Source organism: Deinococcus planocerae, assembly GCF_002869765.1.
Lineage (GTDB): Bacteria > Deinococcota > Deinococci > Deinococcales > Deinococcaceae > Deinococcus > Deinococcus planocerae.
The window spans coordinates 1-23093 of record NZ_PNOR01000017.1; the positions used below are offsets into that span (position 1 = coordinate 1).

General features: G+C 70.1%; 18 protein-coding genes and 2 pseudogenes. 7 read left to right on the top strand and 13 right to left on the bottom strand.

Annotated features, from left to right (window positions below; all coding sequences use genetic code 11):
* The first annotated feature begins 141 nt into the window (after positions 1–141).
* Positions 142–1395: an MFS transporter gene (locus tag A7B18_RS11135; protein WP_102126779.1), complete on the top strand. Its 1254-nt coding sequence runs from the start codon at positions 142–144 to the stop codon at positions 1393–1395.
* 109 nt (positions 1396–1504) lie between these two features.
* Here the strand turns inward: A7B18_RS11135 and A7B18_RS11140 are convergent, their stop codons facing one another.
* The 3 genes from A7B18_RS11140 to A7B18_RS21970 form a co-directional block, all read right to left on the bottom strand.
* Positions 1505–2515, bottom strand: coding sequence for an excalibur calcium-binding domain-containing protein (locus A7B18_RS11140; RefSeq protein ID WP_102126780.1), 1011 nt, complete (start codon positions 2513–2515; stop codon positions 1505–1507).
* Positions 2512–2796: a DUF3006 domain-containing protein gene (locus tag A7B18_RS11145; protein WP_102126781.1), complete on the bottom strand. Its 285-nt coding sequence runs from the start codon at positions 2794–2796 to the stop codon at positions 2512–2514. Before A7B18_RS11145 ends, A7B18_RS11140 begins: the two co-directional genes overlap by 4 nt.
* Positions 2797–3046: 250 nt before the next feature.
* Positions 3047–3220 (bottom strand): hypothetical protein, encoded by a 174-nt coding sequence (locus tag A7B18_RS21970; RefSeq protein WP_180970127.1) that lies wholly within the window; start codon positions 3218–3220, stop codon positions 3047–3049.
* Positions 3221–3280: 60 nt separating this feature from the next.
* On the opposite strand from A7B18_RS21970, the gene A7B18_RS11155 reads away from it, so the two are divergent.
* A complete protein-coding gene (locus A7B18_RS11155) occupies positions 3281–3547 on the top strand; it encodes a metal-sensitive transcriptional regulator (protein WP_102126783.1) in 267 nt (88 codons plus the stop codon).
* A gap of 727 nt (positions 3548–4274) precedes the next feature.
* Here the strand turns inward: A7B18_RS11155 and A7B18_RS11160 are convergent.
* On the bottom strand, positions 4275–5654 hold the full coding sequence (locus A7B18_RS11160; RefSeq protein WP_146009527.1) for a replication initiator protein A: 1380 nt from the start codon (positions 5652–5654) through the stop codon (positions 4275–4277).
* Positions 5655–6406: 752 nt separating this feature from the next.
* Here A7B18_RS11160 and A7B18_RS11165 point away from each other — a divergent pair.
* Together A7B18_RS11165 and A7B18_RS11170 are read left to right on the top strand one after the other, a co-directional pair.
* Entirely contained in the window at positions 6407–7423 is a 1017-nt protein-coding gene (locus A7B18_RS11165; protein ID WP_102126785.1) for an AAA family ATPase, read from the top strand.
* A complete protein-coding gene (locus tag A7B18_RS11170; protein ID WP_180970116.1) occupies positions 7413–8369 on the top strand; it encodes a ParB/RepB/Spo0J family partition protein in 957 nt (318 codons plus the stop codon). The genes A7B18_RS11165 and A7B18_RS11170 overlap by 11 nt, the downstream gene beginning before the upstream one ends.
* Here A7B18_RS11170 and A7B18_RS11175 read toward each other — a convergent pair.
* The 3 genes and pseudogenes from A7B18_RS11175 to A7B18_RS22980 all read right to left on the bottom strand — a co-directional run bounded on the left by A7B18_RS11175 (position 8329) and on the right by A7B18_RS22980 (position 11115).
* On the bottom strand, positions 8329–9627 hold the full coding sequence (locus tag A7B18_RS11175; protein WP_245872838.1) for a M48 family metallopeptidase: 1299 nt from the start codon (positions 9625–9627) through the stop codon (positions 8329–8331). The genes A7B18_RS11170 and A7B18_RS11175 overlap by 41 nt on opposite strands.
* A 228-nt stretch (positions 9628–9855) precedes the next feature.
* Positions 9856–10002: a hypothetical protein gene (locus tag A7B18_RS22610; RefSeq protein WP_245872839.1), complete on the bottom strand. Its 147-nt coding sequence runs from the start codon at positions 10000–10002 to the stop codon at positions 9856–9858.
* A gap of 15 nt (positions 10003–10017) precedes the next feature.
* A pseudogene (locus A7B18_RS22980) lies at positions 10018–11115 on the bottom strand (MDR family MFS transporter).
* Between the two features lie 56 nt (positions 11116–11171).
* Here A7B18_RS22980 and A7B18_RS22625 point away from each other — a divergent pair.
* Both A7B18_RS22625 and A7B18_RS22630 read left to right on the top strand, forming a co-directional pair.
* Positions 11172–11402 (top strand): annotated as a pseudogene (locus tag A7B18_RS22625) (SgrR family transcriptional regulator); the annotation flags it as partial.
* Between the two features lie 364 nt (positions 11403–11766).
* A complete protein-coding gene (locus A7B18_RS22630) occupies positions 11767–12915 on the top strand; it encodes an ABC transporter substrate-binding protein (RefSeq protein WP_245872842.1) in 1149 nt (382 codons plus the stop codon).
* Between the two features lie 192 nt (positions 12916–13107).
* Here the strand turns inward: A7B18_RS22630 and A7B18_RS11190 are convergent, their stop codons facing one another.
* The 6 genes from A7B18_RS11190 to A7B18_RS11210 all read right to left on the bottom strand — a co-directional run bounded on the left by A7B18_RS11190 (position 13108) and on the right by A7B18_RS11210 (position 21628).
* Complete coding sequence (locus A7B18_RS11190) at positions 13108–15048, bottom strand: S8 family peptidase (RefSeq protein WP_102126787.1); 1941 nt, start codon at positions 15046–15048, stop codon at positions 13108–13110.
* Between the two features lie 61 nt (positions 15049–15109).
* On the bottom strand, positions 15110–15538 hold the full coding sequence (locus A7B18_RS11195) for a hypothetical protein (RefSeq protein WP_102126788.1): 429 nt from the start codon (positions 15536–15538) through the stop codon (positions 15110–15112).
* The gene (locus A7B18_RS11200; protein WP_180970117.1) at positions 15535–16797 is read right to left on the bottom strand and encodes a right-handed parallel beta-helix repeat-containing protein; all 1263 of its coding nucleotides are present in this window, start codon (positions 16795–16797) and stop codon (positions 15535–15537) included. Before A7B18_RS11200 ends, A7B18_RS11195 begins: the two co-directional genes overlap by 4 nt.
* Before the next feature lie 281 nt (positions 16798–17078).
* Positions 17079–17288: a hypothetical protein gene (locus A7B18_RS21435; RefSeq protein ID WP_146009528.1), complete on the bottom strand. Its 210-nt coding sequence runs from the start codon at positions 17286–17288 to the stop codon at positions 17079–17081.
* Between the two features lie 99 nt (positions 17289–17387).
* Entirely contained in the window at positions 17388–19853 is a 2466-nt protein-coding gene (locus A7B18_RS11205) for an apiosidase-like domain-containing protein (RefSeq protein ID WP_102126790.1), read from the bottom strand.
* 554 nt (positions 19854–20407) lie between these two features.
* Positions 20408–21628: an RICIN domain-containing protein gene (locus A7B18_RS11210; RefSeq protein WP_102126791.1), complete on the bottom strand. Its 1221-nt coding sequence runs from the start codon at positions 21626–21628 to the stop codon at positions 20408–20410.
* 361 nt (positions 21629–21989) lie between these two features.
* Between A7B18_RS11210 and A7B18_RS11215 the strand changes: the two genes are divergently transcribed.
* The gene (locus A7B18_RS11215) at positions 21990–23072 is read left to right on the top strand and encodes an IclR family transcriptional regulator (RefSeq protein WP_180970118.1); all 1083 of its coding nucleotides are present in this window, start codon (positions 21990–21992) and stop codon (positions 23070–23072) included.
* Positions 23073–23093: the final 21 nt, after the last annotated feature.

Consider the following 23093-nt stretch of genomic DNA (forward strand, 5'->3'; position numbering starts at 1 on the left):
GTCCTGCGCCAGGAAAGGCGCGAAGAACCGCTTGCTGGTCGGGTCTGTGAGGAGCGCCGCCTGACGGGCGTCCGTGATCTGGTGAAAGCTAGGCGAATCGGGCAGTGTCATTTGCAGTAGCGTACGGTCCAGCCTGGCGGCATGACGCTTGCCCCGCCGCGACCGCTGCTCCTGGAGGCCAACTTCGCCCGCGTCTGGTGGGCCGGACTGATCTCGTGGATTGGGAACGGCGCGCTCTTTATCGCCCTGCCCGTGCAGGTGTACGGCGAGACCGGCTCCACGCTCGTCACGGCCCTGGTCGTGATGGCGGGCGCGCTCCCCACCGTGCTCGTGGGACAGTTCGCGGGCGTGCTGGTGGACCGGCTGGACTACCGGCGGGTGCTCGTCTGGACCAATCTGGGGATGGCCGCCGTCACCCTGGGGTTCCTGGCCGTCACGCACGCCTCCTGGTGGCTCGTGGCCCTGGTCAGCTTCGTCGCGTCGAGTGTGGGACAGTTCCTCGGTCCCGCTGAGAACGCCCTGCTCCCCACGCTGGTCGGGCGCGAGCGGCTGGGGGAAGCCAACAGCCTGAACGCCCTGAACAACAACCTCGCGCGCCTGATCGGTCCCGCCCTGGGGGGGCTGATCCTGGCGCAGCTCGGCTTCGCGGCGGTGATTCTGCTCGACGTGCTGACGTTTCTGGTGGCCGCCCTGCTGCTCGCGGGTGTGGTGAGCGCGCCGCCTGTGCGCAAGCCCGTGACGAGGCGGGTGGCTTTCCTGCGGGAGTGGCGCGAGGGTGTGGCAGTGGTGGCGAAGGACCCCACGTTGCGCGCCCTCTTCGTGATCGTCGCAGTCGTGGCGTTCGGGGAGGGGTTCATCTCCACCCTGATGGCCCCGTTCGTCCGCGACATTCTGGGTGGGAACGGACAGACCCTCGGATTCATCATGTCGGTCCAGGCGGTCGGGGGGATCATCGGAGCCTGGCTGGTGGCGCGGGTGGCCGACCACCACCCGGCCTTGCGCCTGCTGGCCCTCGGCGCCTGGGGGAGCGGCCTGCTGCTGCTCCTGTACTTCAACTACGCGCTGGTGTACCGGGAGGTGTGGCCCGCGGTGGTCATCACCGCCGTCGCCGGTGTCCCGTTCGCGGTGTTCGGGACGGCCCAGAACCTGGGTCTTCAGCGGGCGGCACCCCAGGAGACCATCGGGCGGGTGTTCAGTGCGTGTTCCGGCCTGATGGGGTTGACGATGTTGATAGGGATAGGCGTTTCGGGGGTCCTGGGCGAGCGAGTGGGCGTCCTTGTGATCAATGTGGACGCCGCGACTTACCTGCTGGCTGGCCTCATCGCCTGGTGGGTGGTGCGCAGAGCGTCCACTCAGAAGGACAGCGAGGTGGTGGGGAGAGAGAAGACCACTTAGGTGGGCTTGCCGCTCGTCCCCTTTACCCTCCGTATCGACCTCTTGAGACCAGCCCGTACCCTGGGAGAAGACCTGTGCTGGCATTTGGGAGCTTCCTCAAGTGACCGCCTCACTCACAGGCGGTGCCGTCTCCGTCCCGGTCCAGCGCTGGGTTGTATCCGGGTTGCCCCCGTCGTAACGGAGCTGCACCGGCAGCCCGGGCCTCGGCGCAACTGCGGTAGAGCGGGGTAGCCGGTGTGGGCCGAGTTGGGGAGGAGACAGGTGGTGTCGCCGGGGTTGCCGCCTTGGGAACTGCCGGTCCACGCTCCACCGCGATGGCGTACTTTCCGCCTGGCTGCACGGTCACCGTCACCGTTCCGTTGAGGTCGGTGCGGTAGATCGCCGCTCCCATCCGCTTGTACAGGTCCAGCGCCTGTGCCGTGGGATGCCCGTAGTTGTTCTCGCCCACGCCGATGACGACGTTCCTCGGGCGGACGGCCTGCAACCACGCCAGGTGGTCACCGTTCGCTGCGCCGTGGTGAATGCTCTTGTACACGTCCACCGGACCGAGGAAGCTCGCGGGGTAGGTCTTCAACCAGGCCTGGGTCTCCGGGGTCTCGCTGTCTCCGGTCATCAGCAGGCGGAAAGTGCCGTATTGAACGAGCAGACCGACGCTGTTGACGTTCTGCTCGTCCCTGGGCATCCCGGGTGGGGGCGGCAGGACCGTGACTTTGACGCTCCCGAGGTTGATCACCTGGTTCCGGGCGAGCAGGCCCTGGGTGCCAGCCTGCTGCGCGGCCTGGGTGAGCCTGCTCCAGGTCTGGGTGGTGGCGGCGATGCCGTTGTTGAGGAAAAATTTCGGTTTGAACAGCGTGACTGCCGGGATGAGACCCGTGATGTGGTCGGCGTCGCCGTGGCTGGCGACGATGAGGTCGAGGCTCTGCACCCCGTATTTCTTGAGGAGCACTTGCATCCGGGTCTCACTGCGGCCCCCGTCATAGAGCAGGCTCTTGCCCTCGGGTGAGGTCACGAGCACGGCGTCCCCCTGTCCCACGTCGAGGAAGCGGATGGTGAGGACACCGGGAGTCTGGGCGGAAGCCAGCCCGAAGGACAGGGCGGCGAGGGCGAGAAGGGGCCTCACAGATCGATCTCTCCGGCAGGCGGGACCACGTTCAGGGCGTCGAGCTGGGCCTGTGCGGTGTGCCGACGTTCCCGGGTGGCCGCGTGGTCGATCTCGACCGTCAGGTCCCCGGCCTCGACGTGGAGCCGAAGCACGTCGCCTTCTTGTACGCCTCGGGGCAGGCTCGCCAGCGGCCAGTCTTCGACCGAGCCGTCTTCGAGTTCCACGCGGGCGAGGCCGCCTTCGATGGCGTCCACGGTCAGGAGGCCGGTGAGCACCGGCTCGGGTGTCTCTGGGGGCATGGCTGCAACGTAGCGTATGGCCCCTCAACGCGTGTGCCTGTCCCGGCCATCGGTAGAGCGCGCCGCAGCAACACGTGTTATAGCTGGCTACTTTTTCGCCTGATCAACAATTCGTCTCCGGTGCTGAGCCATGCCGCAGGTCCTGGGGCCGCTCTGTTGCTTCAGAAGCGCTGAATTTAGGGAGATAAATTCATATAAGCACGGGGTAATAATTGAGGTCTGCAATGTATGACCGTACTAAGATGTTATACTATTCTGGTATTGCTTGGCAAAATTCGCTGCGAATATAAAGACGACTTGAGTATGTAAAAACACAATCGATACCCCGCACCGGGTCCACCACCAGGCACCCGCCGGTCTGCTGACAGCCGACCAGGTAGGACGCCTGCGCCAGGTCGTCGTCGTAGAAGCGTTGGAAGTACATGCCCGAAGCGTATACCCCCACCCCTATTTCGTCAAATACCCCGGGGGGTATATTACGGACATGACCGTGACCGTGCCCGTGAGCGACCGCAAAGCCGAGAAGACGAAGATTCTCAACCGCCTGCGCCGCCTGGAGGGGCAGATTCGGGGGCTCCAGAAGATGGTGGAGGAGGAGAAAGACTGCGTGGAGGTGATGAGCCTGTACGCCAGCGCCAGGAGTGCCCTGGAGTCCACCGGGGACGTGATTCTGGAAACCTACGTCGAGAGGTGCCAGGCGCGCGGGGAGAGGCCCGGCGATCTCATGAGGCTGCTCAAGCTTGCCCGGTGAGGGCAGTTGGAACGGCGACAATTCGACCCAACTCAAGCTTGAGGGCTTTAACCCTGGCCGAGGAGACCGGCCACGGTGGGCCGACCTGGCGCCTGAGGGACGACGGGTCGGCCCGGGTCCTGGCGGAGCTGGGCGAGGCTCAGGTGCAGGCCCCACCTCGACGGGGCCGTGCGCTGAGCCGTACCGTCACCGACGGGGCCCGTGGGGAGGCGGATGGGAGACGGACACCCGCATCCCCGCCGTGAAACGCCGCCGTCAGGCTGGGGCCAGGAAGCGCACGGGGGTCGGAGACACCGAGGGGTGAACGGGTCCCACCCCGCGGTGCCTCAGCCTCCGTTTTCGCTCCAGCGACGGCGCATATCTTGGACCGTTCAAGCCTCCCATGACGTCATCAGGTCGGGTCGAGGTGAACTGATGACCACAGGCCCGACACAGATCGCGTTGCCTGCCTGTGTGAGCGTGACCGTTTGCGACGGTGTAGACGCCACGCACGCTGGGCAGGAAAAGTGGTCACGTGGTTGGACACCCTTCCTCCACGAAACCACTCCCCAATTTTCAAGTCTTCCGGTGAATGCTGTGAGAGGGCCAGGAAGGGGCCTCGGGGGAACGATGTGGACTCCGGGTCCACTCACGGCCTCGCAGGCCCCTTCTCGGCCCGCGTATTCGATCCTACGGCAGTCTCCAGGTCCCCATCGTTCGGTTACCGCCTGCCCCGGGTCTCCCCTTTTCACTCCTCGCCGGGGTCGGCGCTCCGGGTGCTCCAGAGCAAGACGGTCTTCGCGGGCATCGCCTCGTGCTTGAGGCTGGCGAGTTCGGCGGCGGTGACGACTCCCCGCAGGTAGAGTTCCGTGGCCGTGTCCTTGAGGGTGTCGGGGAGGGTGAGCTTCCGGAGGATGAACGCGGCGGTGTGGAGGGAGCGTTCCTCCTCTCCCGGCTCGGGGTCCTGCGGGACCGGCAGGGGCGGCGCAGGGGTCAGGAGCCGGGGTGCCCTGTCCGCGGGCAGGACGTCTTCGAGCGTCTGGTACTTCAGCGGGTCGCGCAGGATATCGACGAGGAGCCCGCTCATGCTCTTGGCCTGGTAGCCCGCCGCCAGGAGAGCGTCGTACCGCTCGACCGCGGCCAGCACCGCCTCCAGGCCGTACTCGGCGGCGTACCGGAGCGCGGCTCCCTGGGTGATGCGGCGGCTGGTGAGGGCCGCGACCGCCTCGGGCCGGGCGGGGGGCTGGGTGGCGCGCGCGAACACGTACTGGACGTCTTGATTCCTGCCGCGGCCCAGGTAGCCCACGTCGGCCAGGAAGCCGCATTCGAGCAGTTGCTGGTGGGGTGTTTGCAGCGCCCGGCGAACGGTGTCGGGCCTGCCGTTGATACCGAGCCGCTCCGCCCAGGGCAGCAGGGCCGTCTGGTAGACCTGCTGCTCGGGACGATCGACCGGGTTGCGCTCGTCCTCCAGCCGCCGGTACAGGGTGCGGGTCAGGGGCTGGTTGAGGCTGCGCAGGATATTGAGATCGACCGGGCGGATGTACCCCAGCCGGATGCTGCGGGCGAGGTCGGGGTCGAGGGTGACCTGAAAGAGCGCGTCGGCGTTCACCGACTCGTCCTCGAAGCTCGACGGCATCCGGCGCCGCTCGATAACCTTCCAGTTCTGGACGAGGCTGGTGCTCAGCGACTGGTAGCTCTCCTCCTTGCGGTCGTACCAACTGTCGGTGATCGTGAAGGTGCTGTTGCGCAGCCGCGTCAGGCTGGGCTTGATCACGGCGTAGCTGTGCCCGCCGATGGGCAGCGCCGCATACACGAGGAGCTGGTAGGCCGTCACCCGGAAGGTGTTGTCCGGCGGCATCCCCGCGCCGAGGTAGGCGTTCGTCAGGCCGAACAGGATGTCGTTGTCGATGCCGTGCGGCACCACGTCGTTCGCGCTCGCCAGACAACTCACGTGCACCGTGACGCCCAGATGGTCGGAAGAGGACCACGACCGCGACCAGAACGTCATCGTGTCGGGCACCCGCGAGGCGGCCAGCACCAGGGAAAGCCTGTTCAGGTTGCGCTCCTCGCTCCCCGAGAGCAACAGCTCCTGACTCACCTGCTTCGCTGACGCGGGTTTGCGTGGCACGCCCCATCTTAACGGCTGGGCCTCTCCCCTACCCCCACCCCCCAGGCCGAAGCCGCGGCGCGGCCCGCTGATGTTGATGATCAAAATTCTTTTCCCTCACTGATAAAAGATTGTTTTAAAAACATTGATGATCATCATCAAGGGCCGAGCGGAAAGACCGTCCAGGACGCGGTTTCCGAAGCGAATTCCACAAGTCCGCAATACCAATTCCACAAGTCCGCAATACTTTGACCCCCCAAACTCCACAAGTCCGCAATACCCCCCGGTGCGAATTCCACAAGTCCGCAATACCAACTCCACAAGTCCGCGATAGGTAGAGTTTTCCAAACTCCACAAGTCCGCAATACCCCTACCCCCGAATTCCACAAATCCGCGATAGGTAGAGTTTGACCAATTCCACAAGTCCGCAATAGCAATTCCACAAGTCCGCAATACCCCCCGGTGCGAATTCCACAAGTCCGCAATACCAACTCCACAAGTCCGCGATAGGTAGAGTTCGGCTCCAGCGGGAGAAGAGAGACGGAACCGGGCGGGGACTTCAGTCTCTCCCCTGCCACCGGGGTCGGATTTGTCTCCCCGACCCCGGCCCCGGGTGCGCGGGCTGCTCAGGGACGGACGACCACTGCGCCCACCGCGACCACTGGGACCGTCCAGGCGACACCCTCGCCGACCTCCAGCCCTGTCTCCCCGACACAACTTGACAAGCTCGCCACCCCTTGGCTTTCTGCTGGCGAGAGTGTCATGATGGCGGGGTGGAGATCGAGGTCGGGAAGATGTACACGCTGCGGGAGCTGGCAGGCGGGTTCAACGTCAGCGAGCGAACGCTGACGCGTAAGCTCGAGGTGGGCGAACTGCGCGGCTACAAGGTGGGGAACCAGTGGCGGGTGCGCGGGCGCGACTGGCTGGAGTACACGGGCGCGGTCAGCGGGCCGCGCGTCTTCGTGGTGGCGAATGCCAAGGGCGGGGCCGGAAAATCCACCTTCACCACCAACCTCGCCGTGCTGCGGGCCGCCGAGGGCGTGCGGGTGCTGCTGCTCGACCTCGACCCCCAGGGCCACCTCGCCACCTTGCTCAACATGCCCGTCGATCCGGACCGCACGACGGTGCAGCTCCTGAACGAGGAATTGCGCCTGCCCCGCACGGCACCCGGGCACCGCGACCGCTGGCACACCCTCTGGACCGACCTCCTCCAACCGGTGCCGGGCGGCGGTGAGCACGAGGCCCTCTCGCGCCTCTTCCTGGTGCCCGCCCACAACGACCTCGCCGACCTGGAGCGCGCCAACTTCCACCGCTCCAAGCCCATCGAGTACACCCTGCGCGAGGCGCTCGACGCCCTGACCGGGCTGAACGTGGACATCGACGAGGTGTGGATCGACACGCCGCCCAACCTCGGGCCCCTTACCCGGAACGCTCTAATGGCGGCCCACTACGTCGTCTCGCCCTTCGCCAAGTCGGACCTCGGGCTCGACGGCCTGGAGCGGCTGATGGTCCTCGTCGAGCAGTACCTCGAATTCAACCCCTTCCTGCGCGTCGCCGGGCTGGTGATGAACTACGGCAACCCGCGCACCATCATGCACAACGAGATCCGCGAAACCATCAAGGGCCGCGCCTCGCTCGCCCCGTACCTGCTGGAGGCGTACGTCAGCGAGGCCGAGCGCTTCAATCAGGCGCCGCGGCTCGGCGTGCCCCTCGTCCTGGCCGAGCCGAACAGTTCCAGCGCACACGAGCTGCGACGGGTCCTTCAGGAGGTGGCTGCGCGTGTCCAGTAAACGCGGCAAGCTCGCCGGGCGGCGCGGCAGCGTCGGTCAGTCGGCCACCCCGATCACCGTGGACACCGCGCACCTCGAACGCGTGCCGCAGACGGTCCTCGACGCCCCCGAGGATGTGGTCGCCTTCTGGATTCCGGTGGATGACGTGCGCCCCAGCCCCTTCCAGTACCGCTACCACGTCGACGAGGGGCGCCTCCAGGCCCTGATGGGCAGCATCGCCGCGCGTGAGCTGTACCAGCCCATCACGGTGCGCCCGCTCCAGGCCGGGGTCTACGAGGTGGTGCTCGGCCACCGCCGTCTGGAAGCCTTCAAGCGGCTGGGGCGGGGGGCGATCCCGGCCATCGTCCGCGAGTACGGCGACGCCGAGGCCATTCGCGCCCTGCTCGACGAGAACCTTAAGCGGGCCGACGTCAACCTCTTCGAGCAGACCGAAGGGGTCGTGCGCCTGCTGAGCCTCGAACTCGGCCTCGTCGGCGAGCCCGTCGCCGCCGTTCGCCGCCTGCTGGAAGAGATGCGCGCGGTCAAACGTTCGGGGCTTGCCCTCCAGGAACCCGGCCACATCGGGGCGGCGAGAATCATCGAGGACGTGACCGGCATGTCCTGGGAGTCCTTCCTGACCAACCGCCTCTCGGTCTACCGCCTGCCCGCGCCGCTTCAGGAGAAGGTTCGCCGGGGAATGCCGTACTCGCTCGCCGTGGCGACCGGGCGGCTGACCCCGGCCCTCCAGGGCCAGGCCCTGGCCTTCCTGGAGCACGAGGGAGGCGGCTGGCGCTCGCGCGAGGAGTTCAAGGCGTGGCTGGCCGGGCACCAGACCCCCGCCGCCCGGCGGCCCGACAGCCTCCGCCTCCAGCAGCTCGCCCGGTCGCTCGATCACAAGGAGTTGCGCGGGGAGCAGGCCGTCAGAGTCACCGCGCTGCTCGACGAACTCGAGCAGCTCCTGGCCTGAGGGTCTGGAATACCGGTATTCCAGACCCGGACCGGACGGGTCGCCTGAGCGGGCGCCAGACCTCGGCGGTTACCAGCCCGCGTACCGGGCACGGTAGGCCTCGTAGGCCGCCTGCTCGACGGGCCCGACGAAGGGGAGGAGTTCCTTTTCCAGCCGTGCCGCCCGCATGGCGTCCAGCGTCACCCCCGGGGGCGTCGGGTGGGCCTGGACGACGGCGATCCGTTCGGCGGTGGGTGGATGGGTGGCGTCGAGCCGGGTGCTTCTCGGCGGCGGTCTCGTCGCGGCGCCCCTGCCTGCGGGTCTCGGGCATCGTGGCCCAGATGTGGCGCAGTTCGAGGAAGGCGTTGGGGCGCTCGGGCTGGTGCCGCTGCTTGTGCAGGGCACTCTCCAGCGAGTCGGTGAGGTGCAGGTGGTCGAGCAGGCTGGTCGTGGCCGCACTTCCCGCGACCCTGGAAGCGAGCAGGTCCGCCCGGAACTCGGCCCGCTGCTGGTCCCCGCCCACCAGCGAGAGCAGGAGGTGGTAGAGCCCGAGGGGAATCAGGGAGAACACCCGCATGGTTCCCTGCGCGAAGGCTTGCAGGAGGTCGCTGCTCGCCGTCATCAGGCCGTCAGGGGTGAGCACGCTGACCGCGTGGCCCAGCACGTTCAGGGCGAGCCCGACCACGCCGCCCCGCGTGGGGTCGCCGTTGCGCTCGTGGGCGAGTTCGTGGGCGATGATGGCGACCCGTTCCTGCGGCGGCAGCGCGTACAGCAGGGGCAGGCCGAGCCCGAGGGTAGACCGGGGCGGGAAGCCGCTGCGGCCCATGAAGGCGTTCACCTCGCCGTCCACCGTCACCCGGGCGGGGGGTGGCACGTCCAGCGCCGCCGCGACTTCCCGGATCAGGCGGTGCAGCTCGGGCGCCTGTGCCTCCTTGACCTCCCAGCCGGGAAGCCGGGGGAAGCGGGGCCGGGCCTGCACGGCGAAGAGCAGCAGGGTCAGGGAGCCCAGCCCCTGGAAGAAGCGGAGGATGGGGCTGCTCTCCGGCGCGGTGCCGAACAGTGGGGCGAGGGCGAGCCAACCCAGCCACAGACTTAGAAGGGTCATGCCGGTGTATCCCGTGAGAATCAGGGCGGCGAGCGTGAGGGCGAGGGCGCGGCGGGAGGAGCGGCGGGGGTCCGGGGAACGCAGGAAGGCGTCGCGTGTCTGGGCGGCCTCGCGGTCGGAGAGGCGTTGCCACGCGCTCAGGGTAGCCGAGCCCTCCCCCAGCTCGGGCCGCAAGTTGGGAGGAGACGGCGGGCGGCAAAGACGCTCATATCCGGAGAGCAGACGTGCTCTATGCGGACCAGAGCAAAGGCTCCTGCCACTGGGAACAACGGCCATCCGCGTTACTGCATGCCGTTCCCTCGTGACGGGCTGTATCGGGCGCGTGTCCGATTGCCATCTTGCGGCATCAGGTTGGACTGGCGTCCCTCTCTTCGCCTGGGACTGTCCGGTGTCGAGGTAGGGTCAGTCGTTGGCCTGGGGGCGGGTCTGCGTCCCGAATTGCACGCCCCGCCCCCGCAGCCCGGCGAGGCTCAGCAGAATGCTCAGGGCCCCGAGCGCCAGGGTGACGAGGGCCATGCCCGGGCCGCCGATGCCCGCCCCGAGCGGCACGCCCAGCGCGGCGAGCTACTTGCCTACCGTGAAGGTCTGCCCGCTCACCGCGAGGTAGGCGCCTCGCCGGTCCACGGGCACCATGTCGGCGAGCAGAGTCTGACGGGTCGGGACGTAGAGCAGCTCCCCGAGGCTGAGCAGAACGCTCGCGGCGATCAGGACCGGAAGGCTCAGGCTGGCATTCAGCACCGCGAAGCCCGCGGCGAACAGCGCGAAGCCCACGGCCATCAGCCGCGTCAGGTCGCGTCCCTTCACCCAGGTGCTGACCGGCACGGTGAGGGCCACGATCATCACCGTGTTCACCGCCGTCAGGACGCTCATCGCCTGCACACCGTCCAGCCGCACGCCGAGGGCCGTCTGTGGTTGGAAGAGGTGCGCGAGGTGGACCGGGATGAAGTTGCCCCGCCCGAACTCGATGGTCATCAGCAAGACGAAGCCGACGAGGAAGAGCAGGAAGGCCCGGTCCCCCACGACCTGCGCGTAGCTGCGGGCGAGGGGCGCCAGGCCCATCTACCGACGAACCTCCGCCCGGGTGGGGCGCGGGCCGCCGAGCGTCTCCGTCATCCGCGACCAGGCGAGGAACAGGGTGAGACACGACATGGCACACAATCCCGCGAGGAGGGCCGGGAAATGGTCGCGGTACAGCCACCCGCCGAGCAGCGTGCCGATCAGGAGGCTGGCGTTGATCGCCCAGTAGTTCACCGCGTACATGAAGGTGCGCGTCTCGGGCGTGCTGACGTCCACCAGCATCGCCTCCGCCGCCGGGTTGATCAGCCCGCTCGACACGTTGATCAGGGCGAGGGCGGCGAAAGTGACCCACGGCAGCGGCGTCACCACGTTGGCCGCGAGAAGCACGAGGAAGGCGGCGAGCTTGAGGCCCTCCCCGGCGAGAAGGGTACGGCGGCGTCCCCAGGCGTCCGCCAGCCCGCCGCCCCAGAGCCCCGCCACGAACTGCACGCCGACAAGCGCGGCGAGGAGGATGCCCGCGAGCGCCGGGCCGAGGTGTTCGGTGAAGTAGATCGCCATGAACGGGAACACCGCCCCGCCCACCATGCGGGCCAGAAACGAGTTGACGATCCGGACGCGGACGTTGGGGTGCAGTTGCCGCCACATCGCCCGCCAGTCTGGGGGAGGGCGAAAGGGGAAAAAAGAGCCACAAGGGGGGGAAGATGACCCCTTTTCCCGGTCTCGACTGGCCGTACCTGGAGGTGCGGGCGGCCCTGCACAGGCGCGACGGGGTGCGGGCCCGACACGCCGTCACCCTGGAGGAGCTGACCCGCTGGTGGTCGTGCAGCGCCAAGACGGCCAAGCGGCACCTCGCACGGCTTCAGGGGGAGGGGCGGCTGGGCTACACGCCGGGCCGTGGGCGGGGCAACACCTCGCGGCTCGTCTTCCCGGGTGACCTGCAAGCGGAACTCGCCGACCTGACGGAGCGCCTCGCCCGGACCGGGGACGCGGGGAGCCTCGCCCGCCTCTCCCGGCTGCCCTTTCCGCGCGCGTGGGTGCTCACCGACGCCACCCGCAGCGTCTTCGGGCTGAGCGGCACGCCCGCCGGGGTGGACCGGTTGCGCACGGTGCTCACCCGTGACCTCACCAGCCTCGACCCCCTGCACGCGAGCGCGACGGCGGAGGCGCACCTCCTCGCCCAGGTCCTCGATCCCCTCACCCGCTTCGACCCGGAGACGTGGACCCTGCACCCCACCTCGCCCACCACTGGAGCGCCTCGCCGGACGGGCTCGGCGGACCTTCCACCTGCGCAAGGGCGTGGCCTTCCACCACGGGCGCACCCTGGACGCCGGGGACGTGGTGTTCACGCTCGAACGGCTGAGGCGCGGGGCTCCCTGGTTCCTGCCCGACCTGGCCGGGGTGGAGGCGGCTACTCCCTTCACCGTGCGGCTGCACCTGACCCGGCCCGACGCCTTCTTGCCCCGGCGGCTGGCGGACACCCAGGCGCTGATCCTCCCGCGCGACGTGCCCTTCGACGAGGCCCGCCCGGTGGGGACGGGGGCCTTTCGCTGGACGCCGCTGGAGGGCGGCTTTCGCCTCACCGCCTTCGACGCGCACTTCGCGGGGCGGCCCCTGATCGACGAGGTGGAGCTGTACCGGGTGGCGGGCGCCGAGCCCCACTACGGGGTGGATGGTGCGCCCCACGCCTCGGTGCCGGGCTGGCAGGCGGAGGTCGGCGTGCAGTTCCTGATCTGGAACGGGCACCGCCCCGCCGCCGCGAACGAGGCCCTGCGCCGGGGGCTGTGCGAGCTGCACGACGTAACGGCCTTCTGGCGGGAGACGGGCCGCGAGGAGCCCCTGCTGCCCGCCACCTCCTTCTTCCCGCGCCGAAGTGCCCGGCGGCCCCCGCGTGTCCGTTCGGAGGACCGCGCCGCTGGCCTGCTGCGCGAGGCCGCCCACGACGGGCCGCCCCTGAGGCTCTGGGCCATCGACCTTCCCGGCGCCCTCGCGGAGGCGCGCTGGCTGGCGGACCGCGCCGCGCGGCACGGGCTCGCGGTGGAGGTCTGCCCCTACCCGCTCACCGCCACCCCCGACCACTCCGACGACGCCGACCTCGTGATGCTGGGTGAGGTCGCCGGGGCCGACGAGCACCTCTCCTTCTGGACGGCGATGCGGCAGCCCGAGCTGCTCTTCCGCCGCCTGCTGCCCCGCGCGGTGCGGTCGGAGGTCGACGCGGAGCTGGACGCTTACCGCCACGCCCAATCGTTCGAGGAACACGAGGCCGTCCTCGACCGGGTGGAGGCGCTCCTCCTCGGGGGCGGGCACGTGAACCTCACCCACCACCGGGTCAAGCGCCGGACGCTGCACCCGCTCATCCGGGACGTTCACCCCGACGCGTATGGACGCATCAACCTCAAAAAGCTCTGGGTGGGGGAGGGCCCGGTCCCCACGGCGGACGGGGACTGAGGTTCTTAGTCATCTGCCGTGACCCAGGGCGTGGGTCGTGGCCCGGAAGCATACCCACCCCACCGGATGGGGCGGACCGCCGGACAGGGGCAGGGAAGGAGACGTGACAGACCTTTGGGGACGGGGCTGAAAAGATTCGCCCCCGCCCGCATTCGGGGCGAGGGGCGTTTATGGGGCGGCGCGTTCCCGGGCTCAGCGGGACCCGGTGTGGCCCTCTGCCGCCGCGGTCAGGGCGGCGAGCGGGCCGGACGAGCGGGCGGCTTTGGCGGCCTGCCCAGAGGCCCGGTAGGGTTTGAGGTCGATGTCGATGCCGATGATCTTGCGCGAAACGTTGTCGACGGTCACGTCGACGGTGTTGTTCAGCGCGTCGTAGTACACGCCGAAGGGCTCGCCCTCGTCGACCTCCTCGTCGCCGTCGAGGTCCTGCCACGCGGCCACGTTGTAGCGGCCCGGCTCCAGCCCGTCGAGCGTGTAGCTCTTGCGCAACGTCTCCTGGTCCACCAGGGCGAGGTGGCTGCGGCCCTCGTCGTAGCCGCTCGGCAGGCGGTAGAGGGCCGCGACGATGGTCTGGACCTGGCCCACGGGGGTGGGAGTCGGCGCCGGGGTCGGCGTGGGGGTGGGCGTGGGTGTGCCGCCCGAGGTGCCCAGGGCCGCCGCCGCGTTCACGAGTCCCGCGCCGCACCCGCCGGAGACGCCGCAGTCGGCGCTACTCAGCGGCGTGCTCGTGGCCTTGAGGCGGGCCAGGGCCTGCGCCGTCGTCAGGCCGGGCTGCTCGCCCTTCATCAGCGCCACCAGCCCGGCGACGTGGGGCGAGGCCATCGAGGTTCCCTCCATGATGCCGTAGGTCGCCACCTTGTTCCCGCCCTCGTCCGTGTCTGCGACGGTGCTGAGGATGCCGCCCGGGATCTTGCGCCCGCCGATCTCGAGCAGCAGCTCGGTGTTGCCGCCCGGCGCCATCACGTCGATGCGCGCGCCGTAGTTGGAGTAGGGCGCCCGTTTGCCGTCGGGGCCCGTCGCCCCCACCGTGATCACGCCGGGGCAGGCCGCCGGGGCGAAGCCGCCCGCGTCCACGTCGTCGTTGCCCGCCGCCACCACGACGATGGCGCCCGCCTGCGCGATGGCCCCGAACACGTCCTGCTCGGCCTGGCTGCACGCGCGCTTGCCGCCCAGGCTGAGGTTGAGGACCTTCGCCGGGTTGGGGTTGGCGGGCAGGCCCTCGATCTGGCCGCCCGCCGCCCAGTAGGTGCCGATCAGGATGTCGTCGAGGGTGCCGCCCCCCGAGGTGCCCAGCACGCGGATCGGCAAGATCTTCGCGCCCCAGCTCACGCCCGAGATCCCGGCGCCGTTGTTGCTCGCGGCGGCGATGGTCCCCGCCACGTGCGAGCCGTGGTACCCGGTGTCCCCGCCCTCGTCGGTGGGGTCGAGGTCGGCCCCGTCGCCGTCCCCGGAGTCCTGCACGTCCTGCACCATGTCGAGGCCCGGCAGGATGCGGCCCGCGAGGTCGGGGTGGTTGACAATTCCCGTGTCCACCACCGCCACGGTGACCGCCTTGCCGGTGGTTTGATCCCACGCCGCCGGGAGCCGCATCGCCTGCGCGTCCCACTGGAGCGGGAAGTAGGTGTCGTTGGGGGTGCGCAGGGCGTGCATGTGGTAGTTGGGCTGCGCGTACTCCACGTCCGCGCGGGCCGCCAGCCCCCGGAGGACGGCCTGTGCGTCCACCCCCGCCCCCGCGCTCACCCGGTACAGCCCCAGGCCGGGCAGCCCCAGCGAACGCTCCAGCCGCAGCGAGGTGTCCCCCACCCGCAGGGTGGCGAGGGCCTGCGCGCTCAGGGTCCCGCGCCGCCGCACGATGAATTCCCCGGGAATGGAGCCGTCGGCGGCCACCCCGCGCGCCTCCCGCTTGGCCTGCACCGCCGCCGGGTCCGTCCACCACGAGCGCGAGTCGGCCCACCCGGAGGAGTCCGCCGCGGAGGCCGCCCCCGTCCGCGCCGACGAGCCGATGGCCCCCGGCGGCGAGATGATGCCCGAGACCGAGCTGACCGCCTGGTTGGGCGTCCCGCCGCCCCCACCCCCGCACGCCGAGAGAAGGACGGTCAGGCCAAGTACCGGGACTGCCTTGAGATTCACACGCATCTGGACTTCCTTTCGGGAGGAACGGGACGGAGCGGCGACATGGACCAGAAATGAGAGATTCTTAACGGTTACCTTGACACACCGACTCCCCGATTTCCATCTCCGGGGCCGGGTCGCCGAGGTTTTCCCCGAAGCGCAGGACGGGGGCGCCGTCCTCCAGGCGCTCGAAGGCCGCCTGTACCCCGTCGAGGGAACCCTGCCGGAACCTCACCCGCCCGCTCGCGGCGGCGTAGGTGTACGACCCGCCCCCCGGATAGGAGGCGGCCACGTAGGTGTTGCCCGCCCCCAGCGTGACGGTGCCGAGGACGCTGGGAACGTAGGTGGGCAGGCCGCCGTTCAGGGTCAGGAGCAGGCAGGAGTACGCGCCCGTCGGGGGTCCGTCCGGTGTGGGCTGGGAGGGTGTGGAGCCGCCGGGCGTGGGCGACCCGCACCCGGCGAGGAGGGCGGCGAGGGGCAGGCAGAGGGCGAGGAGGGAGGCGCGGGCCCTCACTCACACTCCAGGTTGACGTTGCCCTGCGCGTTGTTCTCGTAGGTCATGCCGGGGCCGATGTCCACGGTGGCGTAGGCGTTCCCGAAGTCGATGCTGTCCAGGCACACGCCCCAGCCGCTGCTCCCGGCGAGGTGGCTGTCGGAGATGTTAAGAGAAGAGCCGTTGCCGACGTACACGTTGGCGCCCTTGCCCCCGCCGCCGGAGAGCACGCGGACATGCTTCATCACATTCTCGTCGTAGCGCGAGTAGAAGAAATCGATCCCGTCCCAGGAGCCCCGCTCGGCCTGCTCGCCGCGGAACACGATGGGCGCCTGCGGGGTGCCGACCGCCCGCAGCGCCCCGCCGTGGACGTTGAAGGTGGCCCCCGCCTCCATCACCACCTCGACGCCCGGCTCGACCGTGAGCAGGCCGCCCTTGAAGTACAGGGCGATGCTCACGTAGTAGGGGATGTTGAGCTTGTGCCAGGTCGTGTCGTCGTACACGTCGTCCCAGTCGACCTTCACGTAGGGCACGCCGTTGGGTAGGCCTCGGCTCTGGCCCAGGTAGTCGCTGCCCGCGTCGAGCACGCTCGTCTGCTGGGCACTCACCCGCAGGCCGAAGCCCACGTTGTCGTAAAAGACGTTGTTCGCGAATTCGCTGATGTAGAGCCGGTTGACGCCGCTGATCGTCATGCCGTTGGCGTAGCTGCCGGAGACGGTGTTGTTCCGGAAGGCCAGCGTGCCGTCGATTCCGCTCACGGCGGCGTAGTTCTTGAGGTAGCCCGTCTGCCCGGCGCTCTCGATGTCGGTGTACTCGATGCGGCTGGGGCGCGCGCCGTTGAAGGAGAGGCCGTCCCAGTACCCCTTGGTCTTGTTCAGGCCCTCCAGCCGGATGCGCGCGGTCGGGGTGCCCACCGCCTCCAGCATTCCCCCGTCGGAGATGTACATCTCGGCGTCCTGCCCGAACCGGATCACGGTGCCCGGGTCGATCTTCAGCGCCGAGGTCACGTTGATGTACCCCTGGATCAGGTAGTCGCAGGCGGCGGACGTGTTCTCGAGGCGGGTCGGGACCGGCACGTTCAGGGGCGAGATCGTCTTGGCACAGGCTCCCGGCGTGGGCGTCGGCGCCGGGCTGGGTGCGGGTGACGGGCTGGGTGCCGGGCCCGGGGCGGGCGTCGGGTCGGGGCTCGGCGTGGGGGTGCCTCCGCCGGAAGGCCCCCCACCGCAGGCGGTCAGCACCAGTGTGAGCAGGGCCAGGCGTTGTAAGGGTACGGCCATCATTCCTCCCTCGGCGCCTCACCGCCCGCGCCATCCGCGCGTCCTGCGTCCTCTTCCCAGGCTTCGGCAGGGTGGACCCGCCTTCTCCCAAGCGGACCTTGCGAGGCGAATGGTGGTGGAGGGGGTGGGGCTGGGTTCCAGTGTTATCACCCTTGCCATCCTCCTCACATGTGCCGAAAGTCATGCCCGGCTCCAGGCTCCGCCGAGCCCGGACGATGAAGACGTCAGAACTCTCTGGCGTCTTCAGATGTTCACCCACCCGTGCCCATTCCCTCACGGTGTGATCATCCGGTGGCGTCCGGGGCCGAGGAGGTCACGTCGCTCGCCGACCATAGGCGGGGGATGTCCCTGGTGGCGACGGGGTTGGGGGTGTGGTGGGTGCTGTGGTGGAATTGGAGGTCGTGGACCGCGCCGCGCTGGTGCCGCACGTCCCGTCGTGGTTCAAGGAGCAGTTGCCGCGCGGGCTGCACCCGCTGCCCCGCCCCCGTGGGCACCGGGGGAGGAACGTCAGAGGAAGGGCGTGAGACCGACCTCCTCGGCGGGGACGCTCCGGCCCGTCCGGACCAGCCCGGAGGGGACTTGACGGTCTGACGTCAGACGCGCTCGATCAACAGAACCCAGTCGTTGCCCCGACCGCTCGACGGCGCGGTGAGGGCCCGCTCGCCGCTGTTCGTCAGGGTGTCGATGACGGTCTTGCGCCCCGTCCGGGGATCGAGCCACGACGCGCGGGCCCGTTCGCCCCCCGTCCGGCCTAAGGAGACGGAGACGGTGCCGCCGTCGGGGAGGTAGACCCAGGCGTAGTCCTGCCCCCGCAGCGCCACCACTGGGCGCGACCCGGCAAAGCTCCCCTTCACCAGCGTCTCGTCCGGCACCCGTCCTGCCGCAGGGCGCGACTCCAGCAACCCCTTGAGGTGACCGAGCTGGGCGGCCCCCGGTGCCTGCAACGCCTTTTGCCATGCCTTCTCGCCGTCGTAGACGTCGAAGCCCCAGATCACCCGGTGCCCGTAGCTGTGCCCCGCCGCACCCGCGAAGACGCTCCAGTACGCCACGTTGCGCACGTCGGCGTCGTCGGCGAAGCCTTTGTTCTTGTCGTGGCAGATGGCGTGCTGCTCGTAGACCGGCTCGGCGTTGATCACCGGCTTGATCGGCGTGCGCTGGTAGGTTTCGAGCAGCTTGCGGGCTTCCTGCTGGTCGCGGCAGTGGCCGGTCTGCCACAGGTTGAAGTCGAGCCACGCCTCGGTGTGGAAATAGTTGGCCGACGTCTGGCCGCCGCGCGGATGGTAGGTGATCAGGGCCTGGCCGCGTCCCCCCACCCCGGCCTCGATCCCGGCGGCCATCGCGCGCCAGACCGCCCGCTGTTCTTCCGTCTCCGGATTGCGGTCGCCGCCGAGCACCCAGATGATCGGCTTGCCCCGGTAGCGCCGGGCGAGCCAGGTGCCGTAGGAGCGGGCGCTGGCCTGGCTGAAGATGGGCTCCTCGCTGACGTACTTGCCCCAGGCGGGGAGCAGGGCGACGGTGAGGCCGAGCGAGGCGGCCTCGTCGATCACGTAATCGACATGATCCCAGTAGTCGTACTCGCCCGCCGAGCCGGGGTTGTTGCCAGGGGTGGTGAGCGGACGCGAGGGGTCCCTGCCGACGAGGGGGAGGTCACCCTGGGCGTTGGGCTTGGTCAGGCCGTCGAGTTCGGCGAGGGCGACGGTCTGGATGACGGTGAAGCCCTGGCGGGCGCGGGTCTGGAGGTAGTGGCGGGCGTCGTCGCGGTTCAGGCGGTGGAAGAGTTCCCAGCCGGTGTCGGCCCAGTACAGGAAGGGCTGGCCGTCGGCGGACTGCAAGCGCCGTCCGTCTCCCGACACGCTCAGGCGGGTCCCGGCGGTCGTGCGGGCCGTGCCCTGGGCGGCGCGCGGCTGGGCCGGAATCAGGGTGAGGTGGTCGATGACGGCGTTGCGGTCCTCGCCCGCCCGGCTGCCGAGGGCGTCGTTGGTGAACTCGACCTCCAGGGTCTGCCCGGGAGCCAGGGTGGCGGTGCCGAGGTCGTAGGCGGCGTAGCTCTTCGAGGCGAGGGTGGCGCCGCCGAGCCGGGTGCCCTGACGGTGGAGCGCGACGACGGGCCAGCCCTGGTACTCGTCGCCGCGGGCGGTCAGGCGCAGGGTGTAGGCCCCGGCGGGCAGGGTGGCGGGCAGGACGAACCGGGCGCGGTGGCTCGCCGACCACAGCCCCACCGCCCGCCCCTGGGAGGCGCCGGAGTCGTTCACGACGCCTCCGCCCGCCGTGGGCTCCAGGGTGACCTGGCCGGAGGACGTGGGCGCCTGAGTGAGTCCCGGGACGCGGCGCAGGGCGTCGTCCCACGCGCGGGCGAGCTTGGCATACCCCCCGGCGTTCGGGTGCACCCCGTCGGCGAGGTCGGCGAGGGTCAGCGCCGCCCCCACGTTCACAAAGGTGACCCGCCTGCCCTGATCGGCCCGCGTTTTGACCAGCCCGGGGATGGCCGCGTTGTACTGCCTCACCCGGCGGTTTTCCTCGGAGTTCTGTAAGGGCGGCAGGGAGGAGACCAGGACCTGCGTGTTCGGGCGCCGGGCGCCGATCTGGTCGAGCAGACGGCCCAGCCGCGCCGGGGCCTGGCCCAGGTCGCGGTTCTGGATGACGTCGTTCGTGCCGATCATCAAGAGGATGACGTCGGGCTGGGCGCGGTCGAGCCAGCCGTCTATCCGCGCCGAAAGCTCGTCGATGCGCCAGCCCGAGTGGCCCTCGTGGTCGCGGTCGGCCAGGGTGCCGGGGCCGTTTTGCAGCGAGCCGACGAAATTCACCCCGGGTGCGCGCGCCGAGAGTCGGCCCAGCAGCTCGATGCGGTAGCCCCCCGGAACGTTGTACCCGTCGGTGATCGAGTCGCCCAGCGGCATGACCCTCGGCGCGCGGGCGGGGGCGGAAGGGCCGGGGGCCGCCTGCGCCAGGGTCGCCGTCCTCTCCCCGGGCTCGGCGCACCCGGCGGACAGCAGCCCCAGCGTGAGGACGGCGGCGACGGTCATGGGGTTGGGTCTCGGAAGACGGGGTGGGGTCAGCATCGGGGCTCTCCTTGGAAGGGCGGGGGAGGCGGGGCACGTCCGGCCCCCTTCCTCCTGTCCGGGCGGTGTTCCGGCGCGGGCACGCCTGCCAGGCAGCGTGGGTCTGAGAACGGAGGTACCACGGGCGCGTGACCTCGCCCTGACCGCCCGGCCTCCGAGCGCCACGCGCGGGTGCTCGGGGAAGACGGGAAGGGGAGGGTGGGGACCACGCACATCTGCACCTCGGGAAGTGCCGTGATCACCGGAGAACCGCGCCGGGCTGACCCGGGTGCGGTGGTGGGGCCGCTGCCTCGCAGCGCCGAAATCTCCAGTTATCGTCGGGGGCGTCACTCAAACGGGACGCCGCACCCGCGGCCCGCCCAGTATGCGGGAGAGCGGGGCCGGAAGCAAGTCGGGGCGGTGGGGCAGGGGAGACCCGGCCCGGGGGAGCGCTGGAGCAGGTGCCCGGACGGCACGAAGAGGGCGGCGCGGGCATCGGCTTTCACCGATGTCCACGCCGCCCTCCAGCCCGCTCGGCGGGGTGCGCGGGGGCCGACCCCACGCGGGGAAAAGGGTCAGAGGCCGCGCAGGGCGTTCATCCAGACGTTCGCCAGCTTGCTGTAGCCCGCCGCGTTGGGGTGCACGCCGTCCGCGAGGTCTGAGAGCGTGAGCTGCGGGTACGCGTCCACGAAGCGGACCTTCCTGCCCGCCGCGGCGCGGGTCTGGACCAGGTTCGGGATCGCGGCGTTGTAGGTCCGCGCCCGGTTGTTGCGGGTCGCGTCGCTCATGGGCGGGATGGACGCGACGAGGACGGTGGCGGCGGGGCGGCGGGCGTTGATCTTGTCGAGCAGGGCGCCCAACCGGGCCGGGGCCCTGGCCACGTCGTAGTTCTGGATCATGTCGTTCGTGCCGATCATCAGGAGGATGACCTCCGGCTGGTAGGCGTCCACCCAGCCGTCCACCCGCGCCGAGATCTCGTCGATGCGCCAGCCCGAGTGGCCCTCGTGGTCGCGGTCGGTGAGGTTGCCGTTTCGCAGCGAGCCCACGAAGTCGGTGGAGAGAGCCGCCGCCGTGAGCTTCTGGAACAGCTCGGGCCGGTAGCCCCCGGGGATGTTGTACCCGTCGGTGATCGAGTCGCCCAGCGGCATCACGCGGCGGGTGACGGTGGGGGCGGGCGCCGCCACGGGGGCCACTGGCGCCGTCTCGGTCGTGCCGACGGTCGTGAGGCGCCAGCGCTGCGCGCAGGTGTTGTTGTCGGTGTAGATCTGGACCTGCGCCCCGTCGAGGCTGGACGCGCCGCGCACGTCGAGCCGCATCCCCTGGGCGTGCCTCGGGATCAGCTCGTAGGTGCCGTTGCCCTGGTCCTCGAACCGCCAGTGCTGGTTCAGGCTCCCGGTCCAGCTCCACTGCCCGGCGTTCGTGCTGTTTGCGCTGCCCGCGCCCAGCACGTCGAGCGCCTTGCCGCTGTGCCGCGCCGTGAGCCGGACGTACCCGGCGTCGGTGCCCGTGACGGTCCATTGCTGACTCATCGCTCCGCTGGGGGTCCGCTGCACCGCCAGGGCCCCGTCCTGCTGAGAGGCGCCGGAGATGTCAAGCGCCTTGCCCGAGCAGACGTTCGTCAGCGTGTAGGTCTGCCCGGAGTCGGGCAGGGCGAGCGAGCCGAGCACGGGCGCCGCGTCCCCCGGGGCCGCCCGCGCGGCGGGGGCCTGCTGGCCGTTACACGCCGCGAGCAGCAGGGTCAGCCCGAGGGCGGCGGGCGCGGCGGTGAGGCGGGACGTGTGGAAAAGGTGCGGCATGGGGTCTCCTTGGTCGAGGTGGGGTGAGAGGTCTTCGGTGGGTGGGCTGGGCGCCCCGGAGCGGTGCTCACTTCAGGACGAGCCCTCCGTCCTGGCCGCGCCTGCTCAGCGGCGGGGCGAGGCTGCGGGCCTCTCGGTCGGCGGGGCCGCCGACAACGCCGCGCGCGCCGGTCCGAGGGTCAGGCCGCGCGGCGTTCATACCGGCCCCGGCCACGCGGCCACGCCTCCTCCAGCGGGAGGAGCGGGTCGGGTGAGAGGACAGGGGCGAGGCGGAACTTCATCCTTGGGTAAGGTAAGGGTCCGGTCAGAAATGTGTTATGTAAAACCTCTCAACGTTTCGGAAATGGGGGAGGGTGGGGGAGTGCGGAGCCTGGCCCTGCTGCGGCCCGACCGGGCAAGGGTGCAGGAGTCGGCCCGGCGTGCCGCGACCCTGGACACGACGGGAACGCTCACGCTGCCTGCCCTCCACCTGTCGGTGGGGCAGGGCGTTTCCGTGGTCTGTGACCTGTTCAGGGAGGACCGCCCAAGCCTGGTGACGGACCAGCCGATGGATCACACCGAGGCGGTCTTCGGGCGGTTTCCTCCCCTGCACACCCTGGAGGCGGAGGCGCCGGGGTTCCGGCACGGCGAAAGCGCGGTGCAGCTCGTCCAGGCGGCCTGCGGGCGGGGGAGACGACGCTTTTTGCCTAGACTGCCCCCATGCTCGGCACCATCGACCGCGCGGGGCGGGTGCTCGGCCTGTTCACGCCCGGAGCGGCCCGAGTGGGGCGTGAGCGAGGTCGCATGCGCCCTGGGGCTGAGCAAGACCCGCGCGCACGCCCTGCTGAGCAGCCTCGCCCACGTCGGCCTGTTGCACCGGATGCAGACCGGGCGCTACCGCCTGGGCTTTCGCGTCCTCGCTCTGTCGCGGGTGCTGCTCGGGCACACGCCGTGGCGCGAGGTGGCGACGGCAGAAATGCGCGTCCTGGCCTCCCGGGTCGGGGGCCGGGTGGGGCTGGCCGCCTTCGACCGGGTGGACCTCGTGGTCGTGGCCGAGGTGCCCATGGGCGAGCCGCGGGAGGGGGCAGCCCCGCAGGACACCGCCGCGGGGCAGGTCATGCTCGCCCACCGCTCGGCCCGCACCGTGAGGGCCGTGCTCGCCGCCCACGCCGGGGACGAGGGGCCTGCCGCCGAGACGGTCACCGCCACGCTCCGCGCAGTGCGTCAGCAGGGCTTCGCCGCCGTGGGCGAGTCCGGTGGCGGGCGGTGGAGTGTCGCCGCGCCCGTCCGCAACCACACGGGCGAGGTCATCGCGGCCCTGAGCGTGACGGCCCCCGCCCCGCAGTTCGCCCGCGACGGGGAGACCCTGCGCCGGGAGGTGGTGGCCGCCGCCCTCGTCAGCGCCCGCATCGGGGACGACGGCCCGCCGACCCCTCCCCGCCGTCCGGCCAGGCATTCCGAATAATGGAACAGCCCCCTTGCCGTG